Origin of the sequence: Methylosinus sp. Ce-a6 (assembly GCF_009811655.1) — a bacterium.
Classification (GTDB): Bacteria; Pseudomonadota; Alphaproteobacteria; order Rhizobiales; family Beijerinckiaceae; genus Methylosinus.
Map to the genome: position 1 here is coordinate 1 of NZ_BGJX01000024.1, position 16519 is coordinate 16519.

Annotated in this window: 20 protein-coding genes; 8 read left to right on the top strand and 12 right to left on the bottom strand. The window is 66.0% G+C overall.

The annotated features are described in order from the left end of the window. Positions 1 to 402: 402 nt before the first annotated feature. Together Mspo_RS14310 and Mspo_RS14315 are read right to left on the bottom strand one after the other, a co-directional pair. Entirely contained in the window at positions 403 to 1128 is a 726-nt protein-coding gene (locus Mspo_RS14310; RefSeq protein WP_159730860.1) for a toll/interleukin-1 receptor domain-containing protein, read from the bottom strand. 80 nt (positions 1129 to 1208) lie between these two features. Further along, complete coding sequence (locus Mspo_RS14315) at positions 1209 to 1418, bottom strand: DUF2188 domain-containing protein (RefSeq protein ID WP_159730862.1); 210 nt, start codon at positions 1416 to 1418, stop codon at positions 1209 to 1211. A gap of 292 nt (positions 1419 to 1710) precedes the next feature. Here Mspo_RS14315 and Mspo_RS14320 point away from each other — a divergent pair, with 292 nt between their 5' ends. Further along, complete coding sequence (locus Mspo_RS14320; protein ID WP_159730864.1) at positions 1711 to 2427, top strand: HisA/HisF-related TIM barrel protein; 717 nt, start codon at positions 1711 to 1713, stop codon at positions 2425 to 2427. Positions 2428 to 2870: 443 nt separating this feature from the next. Here the strand turns inward: Mspo_RS14320 and fae (Mspo_RS14325) are convergent, their stop codons facing one another. From fae (Mspo_RS14325) to mch, 5 genes are all read right to left on the bottom strand, one after another. Beyond that, positions 2871 to 3437: a formaldehyde-activating enzyme gene (gene fae, locus Mspo_RS14325; RefSeq protein ID WP_159730866.1), complete on the bottom strand. Its 567-nt coding sequence runs from the start codon at positions 3435 to 3437 to the stop codon at positions 2871 to 2873. Between the two features lie 256 nt (positions 3438 to 3693). After that, complete coding sequence (gene fae / locus Mspo_RS14330; protein WP_018266692.1) at positions 3694 to 4203, bottom strand: formaldehyde-activating enzyme; 510 nt, start codon at positions 4201 to 4203, stop codon at positions 3694 to 3696. A 138-nt stretch (positions 4204 to 4341) separates the two neighbouring features. Continuing rightward, a complete protein-coding gene (locus tag Mspo_RS14335) occupies positions 4342 to 5211 on the bottom strand; it encodes a triphosphoribosyl-dephospho-CoA synthase (RefSeq protein WP_159730868.1) in 870 nt (289 codons plus the stop codon). Further along, entirely contained in the window at positions 5204 to 6172 is a 969-nt protein-coding gene (locus Mspo_RS14340) for a RimK family alpha-L-glutamate ligase (RefSeq protein ID WP_159730870.1), read from the bottom strand. The genes Mspo_RS14335 and Mspo_RS14340 overlap by 8 nt, the downstream gene beginning before the upstream one ends. Next, positions 6126 to 7103, bottom strand: a complete 978-nt coding sequence (gene mch / locus Mspo_RS14345) for a methenyltetrahydromethanopterin cyclohydrolase (RefSeq protein ID WP_159730872.1) — start codon at positions 7101 to 7103, stop codon at positions 6126 to 6128. Before mch ends, Mspo_RS14340 begins: the two co-directional genes overlap by 47 nt. A gap of 221 nt (positions 7104 to 7324) precedes the next feature. On the opposite strand from mch, the gene Mspo_RS14350 reads away from it, so the two are divergent. Next, positions 7325 to 7519 (top strand): hypothetical protein, encoded by a 195-nt coding sequence (locus Mspo_RS14350; protein WP_159730874.1) that lies wholly within the window; start codon positions 7325 to 7327, stop codon positions 7517 to 7519. 116 nt (positions 7520 to 7635) lie between these two features. Here Mspo_RS14350 and Mspo_RS14355 read toward each other — a convergent pair whose 3' ends face one another. Next, positions 7636 to 8253: an FMN-dependent NADH-azoreductase gene (locus Mspo_RS14355; RefSeq protein ID WP_159730876.1), complete on the bottom strand. Its 618-nt coding sequence runs from the start codon at positions 8251 to 8253 to the stop codon at positions 7636 to 7638. A gap of 92 nt (positions 8254 to 8345) precedes the next feature. On the opposite strand from Mspo_RS14355, the gene Mspo_RS14360 reads away from it, so the two are divergent. Together Mspo_RS14360 and Mspo_RS14365 are read left to right on the top strand one after the other, a co-directional pair. After that, the gene (locus tag Mspo_RS14360; RefSeq protein ID WP_244613456.1) at positions 8346 to 8741 is read left to right on the top strand and encodes a helix-turn-helix domain-containing protein; all 396 of its coding nucleotides are present in this window, start codon (positions 8346 to 8348) and stop codon (positions 8739 to 8741) included. 75 nt (positions 8742 to 8816) lie between these two features. Next, positions 8817 to 11096: a hypothetical protein gene (locus Mspo_RS14365; protein ID WP_159730880.1), complete on the top strand. Its 2280-nt coding sequence runs from the start codon at positions 8817 to 8819 to the stop codon at positions 11094 to 11096. 51 nt (positions 11097 to 11147) lie between these two features. Here the strand turns inward: Mspo_RS14365 and hemH are convergent, their stop codons facing one another. From hemH to Mspo_RS14380, 4 genes are all read right to left on the bottom strand, one after another. Beyond that, on the bottom strand, positions 11148 to 12152 hold the full coding sequence (gene hemH, locus Mspo_RS14370; protein ID WP_159730882.1) for a ferrochelatase: 1005 nt from the start codon (positions 12150 to 12152) through the stop codon (positions 11148 to 11150). Next, on the bottom strand, positions 12149 to 12964 hold the full coding sequence (gene panB, locus Mspo_RS14375; RefSeq protein WP_256366359.1) for a 3-methyl-2-oxobutanoate hydroxymethyltransferase: 816 nt from the start codon (positions 12962 to 12964) through the stop codon (positions 12149 to 12151). Before panB ends, hemH begins: the two co-directional genes overlap by 4 nt. Positions 12965 to 13069: 105 nt before the next feature. Then, positions 13070 to 13192, bottom strand: a complete 123-nt coding sequence (locus Mspo_RS20100; RefSeq protein ID WP_256366360.1) for a hypothetical protein — start codon at positions 13190 to 13192, stop codon at positions 13070 to 13072. 72 nt (positions 13193 to 13264) lie between these two features. Then, entirely contained in the window at positions 13265 to 13837 is a 573-nt protein-coding gene (locus Mspo_RS14380) for a L,D-transpeptidase (protein ID WP_159730886.1), read from the bottom strand. 315 nt (positions 13838 to 14152) lie between these two features. Here Mspo_RS14380 and Mspo_RS14385 point away from each other — a divergent pair, with 315 nt between their 5' ends. The 4 genes from Mspo_RS14385 (at position 14153) to rpsR (ending at position 16462) form a co-directional block, all read left to right on the top strand. Continuing rightward, positions 14153 to 14560, top strand: coding sequence for a hypothetical protein (locus tag Mspo_RS14385; protein WP_159730888.1), 408 nt, complete (start codon positions 14153 to 14155; stop codon positions 14558 to 14560). A 24-nt stretch (positions 14561 to 14584) separates the two neighbouring features. Beyond that, positions 14585 to 15571, top strand: a complete 987-nt coding sequence (locus tag Mspo_RS14390; RefSeq protein WP_159730890.1) for a tyrosinase family protein — start codon at positions 14585 to 14587, stop codon at positions 15569 to 15571. Positions 15572 to 15778: 207 nt separating this feature from the next. Further along, entirely contained in the window at positions 15779 to 16225 is a 447-nt protein-coding gene (gene rpsF, locus Mspo_RS14395) for a 30S ribosomal protein S6 (RefSeq protein ID WP_159730892.1), read from the top strand. Next, positions 16226 to 16462 (top strand): 30S ribosomal protein S18, encoded by a 237-nt coding sequence (gene rpsR, locus Mspo_RS14400; protein WP_018266677.1) that lies wholly within the window; start codon positions 16226 to 16228, stop codon positions 16460 to 16462. Positions 16463 to 16519 lie beyond the last annotated feature (57 nt).

Genomic DNA, 16519 nt, shown 5'->3' on the forward strand with positions numbered 1-16519 from the left:
CTCCCTATGGACGGGAGAGAAACGCCGGTCCGGCGACGCGCCGCCTGTCCAGGGACGGGGGTCGCCGTCCCGGATGGAGCCGGCCCCCGCCCGCGTTCCACGACCCGAGGAACGCGCCCTTGCATCGGCGGGAGCGAGGGAGAGATAGGAATATTTTCAGGATGTGTCAAGGGGCCGACGGTGGGGAGATTCGCCTTCTGACCCAAAGGGGACGTTCGCGGAAGCTGGGCGACTTTGGACCGAAGCTGTGTTCTTTCGCACGTATCTTTTGCACGACCCAACCCGTTGAAAATTTGGGTGTGCGGCGACCGTGCAAAAGTCTTGATTTCTACGACAGGCGAAGAGCAGCTTCGAGCCATAGCGGAAATCCGCGTCAGGAACGCGGATTGCTAAAGCAGTCGCTCAAACGCGCGCTTCATTGGCAAGACTCGGAAGAGCAACCAGCTCGGCAAGCTTGGCCGCGACGTTTGCCATCGACTCTTCTTCAGTGCTCAAGCCGCTTCGCGAGCCGAGCAGCGGGCTGACGTCACGGAGAGCCTCATACGTCGTGTTGTGCACGATGGGAACGAGCAGGTCGCGCGCTAGGAGTGCCGAAAGCTCTTTGTCGGCGATGCCCTCTCCTTGTACGCGGCGCAATAGCGCAGGAGTTACCAGCACGATCCCGACCCGCGACTTCGCCAGTCCCTTGTCGATTTCGCGGAGCAATGGCGCGCCGAGGAGAACGTCCTTCTCGCTGAACCAAACCGAGACACCGCGCGACTCAAGTAGATCGTGCAGCTCCTTGGCGGCACCTCCTCGGTCGTCCCACGCGTGGCAGAGAAAGACGTCCCGAAGGTCAGGCAGGGACGCTCGCTTTTCGACGCTTTCGCGGATCGGTGTAAGCGCCCGCACCTCGGCAGGCGTGTATGCCACGGACGAACCAGCTCGGGACCATCTCGGCCTTACGCTGCTGCCAGACCCGCCGCCGCTGCTCCGGCCGCCTCCGATGCTCGCCGACGAGGAGTATGACGGGAGCGAGTACGACGACCCGTAGCCGCTGTAGCGGCCAAAGCCGCCACGGCATGCAGGGCAGTTCGCTGCAGCACTTGCTGAGCGATGGCCCTCTACTGGTGCTGTGCATCTAGCCAAGTGATCTCCTTTCATCTGACTTCGCCAATATGAAAACTGCCGCTCGATGAGCCGGCCAATTCAGACGGCTTTAGCGCCGCTCACCGCTTGCGCCACTTATCGGGGCTGCCGTTCTTCGTCTCGCGCACGCGCTCGACCAGCGGCGTCGCCTTCGGGTTCAATTCTTTGGCCCGCTGAATCGCTTTCGCCTGCGTCGGTTCAACCGCGCTCGCGCGCTGTGAGTTCGGCTTACGCACCGCGTAATCGCCCTCGGGTCTCCGCTCAACGAAAAGCTGATTTTTGTCGACCATATCCATCTCCACGAAGAGGGTCGCCACTACTAATGGAACGCAAGAGGCGGCATTGCCGCGATATGTGGGAGGCCAAGCTCCACCTTCAAGATGTGGCCGGCAAGAAAACTATGACGTGAGACGACGTTTTCGCTGCATCTGCGAAACCGTCGAGAAGGAAAGTGATCTTGCAGTCGCATAACCCGCCACTAGGGAACCGCGCGCGCGAATACCCCCTTCTGGCGCCTCTCAAATTTCTAAATCGCAGCGCCGCCGTCGCGCGGGCGCGCATTGTCCCCTATAATTCGCCCCCATGCGGATCATCCCCGTCATCGACCTCAAAGGCGGCCATGTCGTGCGCGCCTTTCGCGGCGAGCGCGCCGCCTATGCGCCGATCGTCACGCCGCTCGCCGCCGGCAGCGCGCCGGAGGCGATCGTCGCCGGCTTTCTGCGGCTCTTTGCTTTCGACACGATCTATATTGCCGATCTCGACGCCATAGAGCGATGCGGCGATCATGGCGCGGCGATCGAGGCGCTGGCGCGGCGCTTTCCGCAAATCTGTTTCTGGGTCGATAATGGCGCCGAAAGCGAGCCTGAAGGCTCGCGATCCGATGCGGCCCGTGGACCGCGAGCCTTCGGGCTCGCCAATCTTTATCCCGTCATCGGCAGCGAGAGTCTCGCGCAGGATCGCGCCCCGGATCTCTCGCGGGAGGCGCGCGCCATTCTCTCGCTCGATTTTCGCGGCGACGGCTTTCTCGGGCCGCGCGCGCTCCTCGACAATCCGCAATTCTGGCCGCCGCGCGTCATCGTCATGACTCTGGCGCGCGTCGGCGCCTTCGCCGGACCGGACCTCGCGCTTTTGTCGTCGCTGGCGCGCCGCGCGCAGGGCAGGGAGATCTACGCCGCCGGCGGATTGCGCGACGCGCGCGATCTCGAGGCGCTAGCGCGCATCGGCGTCGCCGGCGTGCTCGTCGCCTCGGCGCTGCATGACGGGCGGCTGTCGGCGCAGGAGCTGCGTCGCGCCATGTAAGGTGTTTTCGTCCGATCGCTCGCGCGGCGTCGCGGCTTCCCTCTCCCCGCTCGCGGCTATTCGAATGCCACATCCTCGTCTCCCCACGGCGTCCTGGCCGGGCTTGTCCCGGCCATCCACGCCAGCGCGCGCCGAGGCGTCGTAGAAGTTTGGCGTGACGCCGAAGCTCCGGCGGCGTCCGACATGGGATAGAGTCCGTCGATGGCGGGCGCTTTCCTTTGGTTTCTCAGCTGCTTGGCGTGGATGGCCGGGACAAGCCCGGCCATGACGGCCGCAGGGTTTCGCGCCATGTGAAGCCGATAGCCGCTCGCGGGGAGAGGGGGAGCGCGCCGAGCCGAACAACGGGAACCGTATGAAGGCGCCGTGCGGAAATGAGCGCCGCCAAAAAAGAAAGAGGAGCCGCGGCGGCGGCTCCTCTTTGCAGCCGGGAAACGATCCGCGCCTTACTCGGCGGCGGCGAAGGGGTGCTTGGCGGTCACGCGCTCGGAGAGCACGCGGGAGGCGCTCGGATCGCCCTTCAGCGCGCGGGCGATCGCTTCCTTCGTGGCGCGATAGTTGAAGTCCTGGATCTTCTGATCGTCATTGGCTTCCCAATGAATGAACACGCCGACCGAGATGAAGAGGTCGTCGGCCTGCTCGATCGGGATGATCCCTTCGGCGACGCTGTCGGCGACCGCCTTGGCGACGCCATATTGCGCCGGGCCGAACATCTGCACGGCCTGCTTGGCGTTCTTGATCGTCACCTTGTTGAACAGGATCGTGTAGGGCTTCACCAGGAGATTCGGCGCGACGACGGCGAGCAGGGTGGTGAAGCCGTCCTTGTTGTTGACGAGCGCATTGGCGAAAGCCGTCTCGGCGGAGCTGCCGCGCGGGCCCATCAGCAGGTCGATATGCGCGACCTCATTGCCCTCGCCGACGAGCGACTCGCCGACCAGCAGCTTCGGCGTCGAGCCGCCGACGCCGGCCTTCGGAAAGAGAGCGCCCAAGATCTTATCGATTATCGAAGCCATGTTCGATTTCCTTTCGGTCTGTTCGTCACGCCTTGGCGGCGTTGTTCTCGGCCTGCGCGAGGCCCCCCCAATCTCGCTGCAACTTCCGTCAGGAAGCCGACTGGTGACGCGCCGACCGCGGATCGATTCGCTTCAATTCGAGTCGACGAAGAGGAGCCGCGGGCGGCTCCTCGAAAATCGCGGCGGCGGGCGCCGCATCGCAGCGAAGCGGCGGCGCGCGAGATGCGCGCCGTCGCTCGCCGGCCGACCGATGAGCTCAGTTGGCGCCGAAAGGATGCTTGACGTCGTTGCGCTTGGCGACGACCTCGGCGGCCTTCGGCTCGCCCTTGACGGCGCGCGCGATGGCTTCCTTCGTGGCCTGATAGTTGTACTCCTGGATCTTCTTGTCGTCGTTGGCTTCCCAGTGGATGAACACGCCGACCGAGATGAAGAGGTCATCGGCCTCGGCGAGCGGGATCACGCCTTCGGCGACCGAATCGGCGACGGCCTTGGCGACGCCGGCCTGGGCCGGTCCGAACATCTGAACGGCCTGCTTGGCGTTCTTGATGGTGACCTTGTTGAAGAGGATCGTGTTCGGCTTGGCCAGCAGATTCGGCGCAACGACGGCGAGCAGCGTGGTGAAGCCGTCCTTGTTGTTGACGAGCGCATTGGCGAAGGCGGTCTCGGCCGCGCTGCCGCGCGGTCCGATCAGGAGGTCGATGTGAGCGACTTCATTGCCTTCGCCGACGAGCGACTCGCCGACCAGGAGCTTGTTGATCAGGGCCATGTTTCTTCCTTTCGATAAACTCGACTTGTCGCCCACGCGGCTGCCAGCGCGGGCGCCTCCCTCTGTCTCTCCGGCGTCAGGCCGAAATGCGGCCGAGCCGGTCGAGCCGGTCGCGAGACCATCTCGCGCGGCGCGAACTCAACCATTTTTGTGGACGTTCGGCAAGATGGCGAGCAGATAATCGACAAAAAGCGCGGCGACCGTCAGGTCCGCGCAGGCCCCCGGATTATAGCCGCTTTTCTTCAGAGAGCGATCCAGTTCCAGGGCGATCCGGAACATGGAGTCTCTCTCGTCGACGGCGTCGAGAAGTGAAGCCGCTTCTCGAAAATCCGTCAAGGCGTCGAGAGCGACTTTTTCGCCGAATTTCCGCTGGATATGCGTATCGGGAAATTGTCGCGCATAACTCATGAAGAGCTGGAGCGTCGTCATCTCCCTGTCGTGGCCGCGCGCGCTCGAACGCAGCATCGCCGCGCGGCCGGCGCCGAAAACGTCCGCAAAACCATTCGCATATTGCCTCGCGACGAGATCGCGATCGGCGGCGAGCGCCATGGCTTCGAGCAGAGAGATTCGCGCGGGCTCGGCCACGTCGTGCTGCGGCGCGGCGCCGAGGCCGGCGGGCGAGGCCCGCAGAATCGCGCGAAAGGCGAGATCGGCGTCGGTCGAATCGAGCGCGCCCAGCGTCGTCGCGAGCTTTTCGGCGAGTCCGCCGGGCCCCTCCTGCATCGCCGCATGAGCGAGCGGCGCGCAGAGCAGCACGATGCCGAGATTGGTGTTGCAGCCGACGCGCGTCCAGGTCGCCTCCACCGCGCCCAGAATGCGCTCGCCGACGCGCGCGCCCGGCGCCGCGAGAAAAGGCGCGGCGGCATTGGCGCTGGCGACGAAATCCGCCGCCTCCATGCCATGGCCCGGCGCATATATATGGACATTGCCCGGCTTGGGGGCGGCGAGCTCGTCCTCGCAGGCGGCGACGAAGGCGCGAGCGATTTTTTCGGCGAGGGAATCAGCCATGGGCGCGGCGCGCGGCGCCGATCGCCGCCAAAATGTCGCCGGCGACGCGCTCGGCGATCTGGAAAGGGGTGACGCTCTGCAGCCCGCTCCAGCCGGCCATGCTGTTGACCTCGAGCACCATGGGCAGGCCGTCGGCGCCGCTGATGACATCGACGCCGGCGAAATCGGCGCCGAGGGCGGCGGTCGCGCGCAAGGCCAATTCGCGCTCGCGCGCGGTCGGCTCGCAGGGCGTCGGCCGCGCCCCCTGGCGCACATTGGTGATCCAGCGCCGCGAGCGCCGCCGCATCGCGCCGACGATCTCGCCATGCGAGACGAGCAAGCGCATATCCTCGTATTCCGGGCCCTTGGGCGCGACGAAGCGTTGCAGATAGAAGACGCCGCGCGCCTCCTCCTCCGTCGGCAGGTCTTCCTCGCGGCGGATGAGCTTCAACCCCCAGCCCTGCGCGCCGAACAGCGGCTTCAGCACCAGCGGCCCCGATCCGCATTCGCTGCGGATGATGCGCAGCGCCTCGGCGCGCGAGCCGGTCACGAAAGTCGCGGGCGTCGGAATGCGCGCGGCCGCGAGCAGGAAGCTCGCCGCGGATTTGTCGGTGCAGCGCTCGATCGCGCGCGCGCTGTTGACGAGCGGCACGCCGAGCGCGCCGAGCGCATGCAGCACGCCGAGCCGCAGCGTGATCGTCTCCAGCGAGCCGTCGCCGATCGCGCGCACGACGCAGGCGTCCGGCAGCGCGCCGTGAAAGCCCGGAATGGCGAGCGCCTGCGGTCGCGTCGTGTCGATCTTGCAGGCCGACAGGCGCACGGGGACGGCCCGCGCGCCGTGACGCGCGAAGCCTTTGATGAGCCGCTCGACATGCCAGTCGAGCTCGTCGGTGAAGATCGCAATGCGCGGCGCCCCCTCGCGGGGGCGCGCGGGCTCAGCCGAAAGAGGCGTCGAGCAGTTTTTCGTCGATGGCTCCGCCACGGAATGTCTCGCCGGTCTCGACCGCCGTCACGATCGCCTCGGCGGGCGAAAACAGGCTCGGGTCGATCTTGTAGAAGTCGCCCTTATACGCTTTGAAAATTTCCGCGAAAGGCCGTCCGTAGTCGCGCGAGGTCGAGCTCGGCAGTTTCTCGGCGAGCTCCTTGGCCGCCGAAGCCGGCCCGCGCACGAAGAGATGGGCGCGGCCCGAGTAGATGATCGCGTCATTGGTGCGGCCCATGGCCGTGACGAAATCGGGATGCGGCGGCGACAGCGGCGCGGTGGCGATGCCGTCGACAATGTGCTCGAGCGGGAATTTCAGCTCATGCGCCTTGTGCAGCGCCACCTCGAGCACGCGGCCGACGACCTGCACGCTGCCGGCCAGACTCTGCGTCGGCGCATAAATGAAGGCGAGCTTCTCCGGCGACACGCCGCAGTCATTGGCGACCTTGGCGACGACCGCCTCCGGCGGCGGCGCGCCGGCCTCCAGCACGATGGTCGCGCGATCGGCCGAGTCCTTATAGGGAAGCTCCGTGAACAGGGCTTCCTTGCGCGCCAGCGAGCGGCCGGGGCCGGAGCCGAGCGCGAAGAATTTCTCATGGGAGAGGCTCCAGCCGGCATATTGGCTGGCGAGACAGGCGACGACCGGGTCGTTGCTGGAGACGGTGAGCCAGAACGGCCAGTTCTTCTGGCCCGACGCCGGCGAGAGCGTGACCTTGCCGAGGCCCCCGAGGCAGATCTCGGTGAGAAGCAGGCCGGCGTCTATGCCGCCTGCGACCTTTGCGCCCGAGTCGATCAACAGCTCGCCCAGGCTTCCCCGCGAAACGGCGAGACGATAGCGCTCCGCCCCCGCGACGAGCCTGTCGACGATCTCGCCCGCCAGCGCATTGACGCTCGCCGTGGCGCGCCCGCTCGTATCCGATGTCCCTGTCACGTCTTTCGTCCTCGACTTTGGCCCGGCTCCGCGCGCCGGCCGGAATGCGGGCGGGACTTTACTAAGCTTTCGTCCCCGGCGAAAGCCACGCCGGGCGAAAGGGCCGCGCGCGGGCTGTCACTCCCCCGTCAAGAGACTCTCACGAGAGCATTACACGTCCCTGCTAGAGGAGCGGGCGTGATGCGGTGTCGAGGGCGATTCCTTTTCGAGGAGAAGCGCAAATGGCCGACAATATCGCGGAGAAGACCGGCGAGGCCGGCAAGAAAGACAAGGACACGGGCAAGCTGATCGCCGGCGGCGTCGCGGCGGTCATCGGCGCCGTGGTGGGCTATGGCCTCATGGGCGGCCCGGCCATCATCGCGAGCGCGGTGGTTTTCGGTTTGATCGGAGCGGCGCTGGGCTCCGTTTTCGATTGAACGCGTGGGTGGCGTGTGGCGTTGCGAGTCGCCGCTTCTCGGCGGCGGAGCGGAATTTATAGGGCGTAGTGATTGACCTGTCCCGTCGCGGCCCCGCTTTGCGGGGCCGCTTTTTTTCAGGCTGCCGCCAGCTCGGCGATCTCGCGCCGCGCCGCGGCCAGCGCCTCGTTTTTCTGCGCCTCGCCGAGGCCGACGCCCTCGGCGCGGACGAAGGCGAAATCGGTGACGCCGAGATTGCCGAAGGTCGTGCGCAGATAGGCCTCCTGATGGTCCTGCGCCGATCGCGCGGCGTCCCCGGCGTAGAAATTGCCGCGCGTCGAGACGACGATGACGCGCTTGCCGGAAACGAGCCCCTGAACGCCCGCCGGCGTGTAGGCGAAGGTCTTGCCGGGAACCACCAGATGGTCGATCCAGCCGCGCAATTGCGTGGGAACCGAGAAATTATACATGGGCGCGCCGATGACGATGATATCGGCCGCCAGAAATTCGTCGAGCAGCTCGCGGCCGCGGGCGAGATCGGCGCTGAGGGCCGAGTCTTCGGGCTCGGCGCCGCCGGCGCGGGCGAAGAACAAGGGGCCGGAGAGGATCGGCGGCGCCTCTGCGGCCACGTCGCGATAGGCGACCTCGAGGCCGGGAATGTCGGCCTGCAGCTTTTCGACGAGCTCGGCGGTGAGGCGCCGGCTCAGCGATTTGTCGCCGAGAATGCTCGAATCGACTTGCAATAGGCGGGTCATGCGGCTCGCTCCTGGTATAAAGTGGTAACCTAGGCTAGGATGCTCCCTGCCATCGGCGCGCGCAAGGAGGCACATTTTTGGAACGGGGTCACATGCATGTTCCCGCCCAATGCGGGCGCATTGCGGCGATACTGTCGCGGATCGGCGACAAATGGACCGTCCTCGTCGTCGAATCTCTCGGCTCCGGGCCCTTGCGATTCAACGAGCTGCGGCGGCGCATCGGCGGAATCTCGCAACGTATGCTGACGCTGACGCTACGCGCGGCGGAGCGCGACGGCTTCGTCACGCGCACCGTCTATCCGACCATTCCGCCTCGCGTCGATTATGAGCTCACGCCGCTCGGCCGCTCGCTGCGCGAGCCTCTGCATCGGCTCGGCGACTGGGCGCTCGAGAATGTCGAGACGATAGAGGAGTCACGACGCCGCTTCGACGCCGAGGCCGAAAAGCAGGCCGCCGGGCCCCGGCCGCAGCGCGCCGTCGGCGCCTGAACCCGACGTCATTTGCGCAGATTGCGAAATCATGCGCAATGCGGCGCGATCGAGATTCGTCGGAGTGAGACGCAAGTGAGCGAGCGACGGCAATTATCCCAGTCCTATGGCGCGGCGGCGCTCGTCTTCTTGGCTGCTTCCGTCATCCTCGCTTTTCCTTGGGCGTCGGGCCGGGTCACCGTCCCCTGGGACGCCAAGGCGCATTTCCAGCCGCAATTCGCTTTCCTCGCCCATGCGCTGCATTCCGGCCAGTCGCCCTTCTGGACTCCCAATGTCTTCGCCGGCTCGCCGCAGCTGGCCGATCCGCAATCGCTGATCTTCTCGCCCTTCTTCCTTCTCGCCGCCTGGCTTTTTCCCGAGCCCTCCTTCGCGCTCGAGGACGGAATCGTCTTCGCCATGCTGGCGATGGGCGGCCTCGCCTTCATCGCCTATTTCCGCGACCGCAAATTCTCGGCGGAAGGCGCGCTCCTTTGCGCGCTCGCTTTCGCCTTCGGCGGCTCGGCCGCTTGGCGCATCCAGCATACGGGCCAGGTGATGAGCCTCGCCTGGTTTCCCGTGACGCTCTTCCTGCTCGCCCGCGCGCTCGATCGCCGTTCGGCCCTCTGGGGCGCCTATGCGGGCGTTTCGGCCGCCTTTCTCGTGCTCGGGCGCGATCAGGTCGCCTTTCTCGAAGTCTTCGTGCTCTCGGCCTATGCGATCTTCCGCGTTTTTTCCGACGACGCCAAAATTTCGACCGCGGTCGCGCCGCTGCTAGCGGGCGCGGTCTGCGGGCTGGCCATCGTCGCCGCGCCGCTGGCTTTGACGATGGAGCTCGCGGCGCAATCCAACCGGCCGGCCATCGATCTCGAAGGCGCATTGCGCGGCTCGCTGCATCCGGCCTCGCTGCTCACTCTGGTTTCCGCCAATCTCTTCGGGACGGATGGGCCGCTGAAGGATTTCTGGGGACCGCCCGCGGCGAGCTTCGGCTCGCCTGATCTCTTCCTCGCCCGCAACATGTGCGACATCTATATGGGCGCGCTGCCGCTCGTCTCGCTCATCGCTCTGGCGCGGCATGGTCTGCCGTCGACGCGGGAGATCGCCTTCTTCTCGGCGGCGGCGGCGGTTCTGCTGCTTTATGCGCTCGGCCGTTTCACCCCGGCCTTCGCGCTGATGTTCCATGTTCCGGGCGTCGATCTCTTCCGCCGACCGGCCGACGCCACTTTCCCGCTCGGCGCGATCCTCTCCATTCTCGCAGGCTTCGGCCTTCATATCGCCGCCCATGCGCCGACGAGGCCGCCGCTGCGTTTTCTCGCCGCGGCGCTCTTCGCGCTCTTCGCGCTCGCCGCGCTCGTCGCCTGGAGCAAGGATCATCTCACCGCCGCGCTCTTGCCGCTCGCAGAGAGCGCCGGTTTCGCGGCGCTGGCCTTTCTCCTCTTCGCCTTTGCGCCTCGGCTCGCGGCGCGCCGCTATGCGCTCATCGCCGCCGTCGGCGCGACGATGACGCTCGATCTCGCCTTCAACAATGGCCCGAACGAATCGACCGCGCTGCCGCCGGAGCAATTCGACGTGCTGCGCGCCGACACGCAAAACGACACGATCGCTCTGCTGCGGGCGCGGCTCGCCGCGACCGCGGCGCCGGATCGGCGCGACCGCGTCGAGCTCGCCGGCATAGATTTCCATTGGCCGAACGCTTCGCTCATCCACGGCTTCGATCAGGAGTTCGGCTATAATCCGGTGCGGCTGCGCCTGCTGGAAGAAGCGACGGGCGCCGGCGATCATCTCGCTCTGCCCGAGCAGCGCGTCTTCTCCAAGCTCTATCCCTCCTATCGCTCCACTCTCGCCGATCTCTTAGGGCTGCGCTTCATCGCGACAGGCGTTCCGATCGAGGAGATCGACAAGAATTTGAAGCCCGGCGACGTGGAATTCATCGCGCGCACCAAGGACGCTTATGTCTATGAGAACAAGCGGGCGCTGCCGCGCGTGCTGCTCGCCACCTGCGCCTCGCGCGTCGATTTCGCGCAGATGATCGAGGACGGCGTCTGGCCGGATCTCGACTATCGCGCCAGCGTGCTGCTGGAGGAGCCGCCCGTCTGCCGCCATTCGCATCCCGAGCCGGACGCAGCGAGCGGCGCGCGCATCCGCTCCTATACGAATACGGAAGTGGTGATCGACGCCGATGTTCCGCGGGGCGGCGGCTATGTGGTGCTGAACGACGTCTTCCATCCGTCCTGGACGGCGGAGGTGGACGGCGAGCGGGCGGAAATTCTGCCCGCCAATGTGATGTTCCGCGCCGTCGCCGCGCCGCAGGGCAGGCATGAGGTGCGCTTCGTCTATCGGCCGTTCGAGGGGCTGTGGCGGCGGGTGACGGGGCGGTAGGGCATTAGGGAATGGGCAGTCGGCAGTGGGCATTAGGCACTAGCGCATTGCCTACTGCCTACCGCCGACTGCCCATCCCGACAATTCCCGCCGCGCGATCGTCTCGAGCGCGCGCAGCCCGTCCTCGCTGTCATTGAGACAATCGAGCCGCGCGAATTTCTCGCCGCCGCTCGTGAGAAAGGAATGGCGCAGCTCGACGCCGATCTCCTCCAATGTCTCGAGGCAATCGGCGACGAAGCCCGGCGTCAGCACGGCGACGCGCTTTGCGCCGCTCTGCGCCAGCTCTCGCAGCACAGTCGCCGTATAGGGGCCGGTCCATTGCGTGCGGCCGAAGCGCGATTGAAAGGCGAGGCGCAAACGCTCCGCCGGCATGTCGAGCGCCACGCGCAAAAGGTCGAGCGTCGCCTCGCAATGGCGGCGATAGGGATCGCCGCGATCGATCTGCGCTTGCGGCAGTCCATGAAAGGAGGCGATCAAAACCTCTGGCTCGAAATCCAGCGCCGCGAGCTGCGCGCGCGTCGAAGCGGCGAGCGCGTCTATATAGGCGGGATCGTCATAAAAAGGCGGGACGAAGCGCAATGTCGGCTGCACGCGCAGCCGCGCGAGGGCGCGCGCGGCCTCGTCGACGACGGAGGCGGTGGTCGATGCGGCATATTGCGGATAGAGCGGAAACAGCAGAATGCGCTCGCAGCCCTTCGCGCCGAGCGCGTCGATCTTCTCGCCGATCGAAGGCCCGGCGTAGCGCATGGCGAAATCGACGATGACGCCGTCGGCGGAAAAGCGCGGCGCGAGCCGCTCCGCCTGCGCGCGCGTGATCGTCTTCAGCGGGCCTTCGTCGCGCTCGACATTCCACACCGAGCGGTAGGCGCGGGCCGAGCGGCGCGGGCGAAAGGTGAGCACGAAGCTCTCGAGAATGGGACGCCACAGCAGCGGCGGAAGATCGACGACGCGGCGATCCGACAGAAACTCGCGCAGATAACGCCGCACCGACCGATAATCGGCGCCGCTCGGCGTGCCCAGATTGACGAGCAGAAAGCCGATGGGCGAAGCGCTCATGCGATGGTTTTCTCGAAGGCCGCGAGCTCCGCCGACTCCATGGAGAAGCCATTCTCCTCGGCCGGGAAGCGCCCCTCACGCACATCGCGCGCATAAGCCGCCACCGCGTCGCGCAGCGCCGCGCCGAGCTCCACATAGCGGCGATTGTGCTTGAAGTCGCGCGTTCCCAATGCGGCGAGATCATGCACGACGAGCACTTGCGCGTCGCAGGCGGCGCCCGCGCCTATGCCGATCGTCGGCGCGCGCAGGCGCTTGGTGATCTCGGCGGCGAGCTCGCGCGGGATGAGCTCGAGAACGATGAAATCCATTCCTGCGGCGTCCAGCGCCAGCGCGTCGGCGAGGAGCGCCGCCGCCGCTTCGGCCGTCCGGCCCTGGCGGCGCTTGCCTTGCTGATGCTGCGATTCGAGGCCGATGTGGCAGCACACGTCATAGCCTTCGCGCTTCAGCGCGGCGACGATCTGCGGCCGCGCACCCTCGAATTTCACGCAATCGGCGCCGGCGCGCGCGAGCCGCGCGGCGCTTTCCAGCGCTTGCGCTTCGGTCTCATAGGTCGCATAGGGAAGATCGCCGATGATATAGACGCTCGCCGCGCCGCGGCGCACGGCGGCGATGTGATGCGCCATATCGTCCAGCGTCACCTCGCGCTCGCTGGCGTAGCCCAGCACATTGGTGCCGACGCTGTCGCCGACCATGACGATATCGACGCCGGCCTCGACCTCGAGCCGCGCGGTCGGCGCGTCATAGGCGGTCAGCACGACGAATTTCTCGCCGCGCTTTTTCATGTTCGAAAATTCGGCCGCACGCGACGACATTGGCTCACCCAGGTCTCTCTTCGTGTTCTTCGTGTCCTTGTGGTGAAAAGAACCACAAGGACACGAAGAACACGAAGACGGTCCGCCTATACCCCAAACAGCCGCTCAGCGCGAGCAGGCGTGCGGCAGGGGAAGGCGGATGTCCTGGATGTCATGGCTGCATTTGTCGCAGCCGGCGAGCAGCGCATAGGCGAAGACGAGGCCCGCCAGAATCCCGAATTTGCGCATGACCGTCTTCCTCGAAACTCTGACGAACAACGATAAGGACACGGAGTTAATAGCTCGAGAAGAGCCGCGCTGTCATTTCAGCACCACCACGCGGGTCCCGACCTTGACCCTGTCGTAGAGGTCGACGACGTCGCGATTGGTCATGCGGATGCAGCCGGAGGAGACGGCCTCGCCGATCGTGTCGCCCTCATTGGAGCCATGGATGCGATAATCGCTGGAGCCGAGATAGAGCGCGCGGGCGCCCAGGGGATTGTCCTGGCCGCCCTCCATATGGCGGGGCAGGTCCGGCCGGCGCTTGAGCATGGCCGCCGGCGGGCGCCAGTCCGGCCATTCCTTCTTCGCGGTGATGGTCTTCACGCCCGACCAGGTGAAGCCCTCGCGGCCGACGCCGACGCCATATTCGATCGCTCGGGTAGGCCCCAGCACATAATAGAGCCGCCGCTCTTTCGTCGAGACGACGATCGTGCCCTTCTTATATTCGGGATGGCGCCAGGCGACGGTCTGGCTCTGGATGGACTGAAGGCGGAAATTGTTGACGAAATCCGCGACCGGGCCGCGATCCAGGAAATTGGCCGCCTGCGCCCCTCCCGCGAGGACGAGGCCGAAAAAGAGAGCTAGAGCCGAATACGCCTTGGTCCGAACCATTCCTTTCGGCCTCCCTGCCGTTTACGTCCGAGTCGTTTGTCGGGAGGAAATGCGGCCGAAATGGGAAGGCGCGCCGTCCGCCGTAACGGGTCGCGGACGCTCGGCCGACGAATCTCACGGGCGCGATAAATCGAGACTCGACGAATTCGCGGGAGTCGTGGTTTAATTTTACATTCGACTACCGTCTTCGCGGGCGCGAAGGACGAGAGTTGCGAGGAGGCCGCTTCGAAGCGCCCCTCGAAGATTGTTTGCAAGGGCGCTGATCCGAGACGAAATCGATAATGAGGCGACAACGCCCAGAATGCGAGGCGCGCCATGGATGTGAAGAAGATCGCGGCCTCCGCCGCTCCCGCCGCGCTCGGCGAATATCTCGCGCGCGAGGCGGCGAAGACGCCCCATCATGTGCATGGCGCCGGCGACCATGGCGTGGAGACCGTCCGCGAGCAGGTCCATGATGGGCACAAAATCGTGATCCGCACGCGCTATGAGATCGAGGTGGACGGCAAGCCGCTGGCCGCGCCGATCGGCGTCGACGACCAAGGCCAGGTCCATTGCCATTCGCTGCCGAATTATCAGACGCTCTCGGCGGTCGATATGGTGAAGGCGCTCATCGACAATTTCCCCGATGATTTTCCCAAACGGGCGCCGCGGACCAAATCCGGCGCCGCGAAAAAACCGGCCGCAACGTCGAAGAAATCGTCCACGCCCAAGCATCATCACTGATTTTCATCGACGCGGGAGAGCCCGATGGCCGTCACGCGAAAGAATATTCTGACCGATCACGCTGTCCGCGACAAATTCATCCAGGGCGTTCTGGCGCTGAAACAGGAGCCTTCCGGACGCACGACCGCCGATTTCGGCATTCCCGGGCGCGCGCAATCGGTCAACACTTACGATCTGTTTGTCGTCTGGCACCACACCGCGATGATGCGATTGACGCCCGCGGGCAACGCCGCGGGCCGCAACGCCGCGCATAGGGGGCCGATCTTCTGCCCGTGGCATCGCGTCATGCTCCTCTTGCTCGAGCAGAATTTCCAGCGCGTGCTCGGCGACGCGACATTCGGCCTTCCCTATTGGGACTGGGGCAAGGACGGCGACCTTCCTGCCGCGCGTCAGATCGCGGCGGATGTTTGGAAGGCGGATTGTCTCGGCGGGCAGGGGAGTCCGGTGGCGACGGGCCCTTTCGCCTATAAGGCCAGCGACCCCAAATCCTTTCGCGTCCGTGTCGTCGCCAATGTGTCCGGCGCGCTGACCGCGGTGAGTCGCGGTTTGAGGCGCCGCTTTGCGAGCTCCGACGCGCCGCTGCTGCCGACGAGCGTCCAGGTCGCCAACGCCCTCGCGCTCCCGACTTTCGACGCGCCGAGCTGGGACCCGTCGTCAGCGGGCTTCCGCAACCGGCTCGAGGGCTGGTCGGCCGACGCCGGCGCGCGATCGCCCTGGCTCCACAATCGCGTTCATGTCTGGGTCGGCGGCGACATGTCGCCCTCCACCTCGCCCAATGATCCGGTCTTCTACCTCAACCATTGCAATGTGGATCGCCTCTGGGAGGCTTGGCTCGCCCATTACGGCCGCGCCTATGTTCCGGACCAGACGGCGCCCGCCTCGCTCGAGGGCCACCGCATCGACGATCCCATCGCCTCGCCGCTCGGCGCCAGCATGACGCCCCGCCAAGTGCTCGACCTTCGCGCGATCTATATCTACGACCGGCTCCCGCAGCCGGCCGGAACGGTGTGAGCCCGACTTGCATCCTGCGCCCACGCCGCTATAAAGCGCGCTTCGCGACGCTTCCGGCCGGGGGCTGAACGGAAGGCCTCCTCACAGAGGCGAGGGCTCGCCCGTCTTCCCGTGTCTCCGCCTTCGAACTCCCTGTTCGAGCCTTTCCCAAGAGGCTCGGAGGGCTCTGCGCCGAGAGCGGCTCGCGTGAACAGGAAAGGCAAGAGAATGGCTCTCTACGAGCATATCTATCTTGCGCGTCAGGACGTCTCGCCCCAGCAGGTGGAAGCGCTGACGACGCAGTTCAAGGGCATCATCACCTCGCTCGGCGGCAAGGTGTCCAAGACCGAATATTGGGGCGTCAAGTCCCTCGCCTATCGGATCAAGAAGAACCGCAAGGCGCATTTCACCCTGCTCAACATCGACGCCCCGCCGGCGGCCATCGCCGAGGTCGAGCGTCAGGAAGGCCTGAGCGAGGATATTCTGCGCTTCCTCACCCTGCGCGTCGACGCGCTGGAGGAGGGCCCCTCCGCGCAGCTTCGCAAGCGCGACGACGATGATCGCGGCGACCGCCGCGGCCCCGGCGGCCCGCGCCCCGACCGTGGCGATAGAGGCGACAGGGGCGACCGCCGCCCGCGCCGTGACGAAGCCCGCGCCGAAGGAGAGACTTTCTAAATGAGCGCCGCAGCCCGCCGCCCCTTTTTCCGCCGCCGCAAGTCCTGCCCCTTCTCCGGAGCCAACGCTCCGAAGATCGACTATAAGGACACGCGCCTGCTCTCGCGCTACATCTCCGAGCGCGGCAAGATCGTGCCTTCGCGCATCACGGCCGTCTCGGCCAAGAAGCAGCGCGAGCTGGCCCAGGCCATCAAGCGCGCCCGCTTCCTCGGCCTTCTGCCCTATGTGATCCGCTGATCCCTCGTCTCGGACGAGGGGGTTTCGAACGGCCGCGCCTCGCGCGGCCGTTTTTAT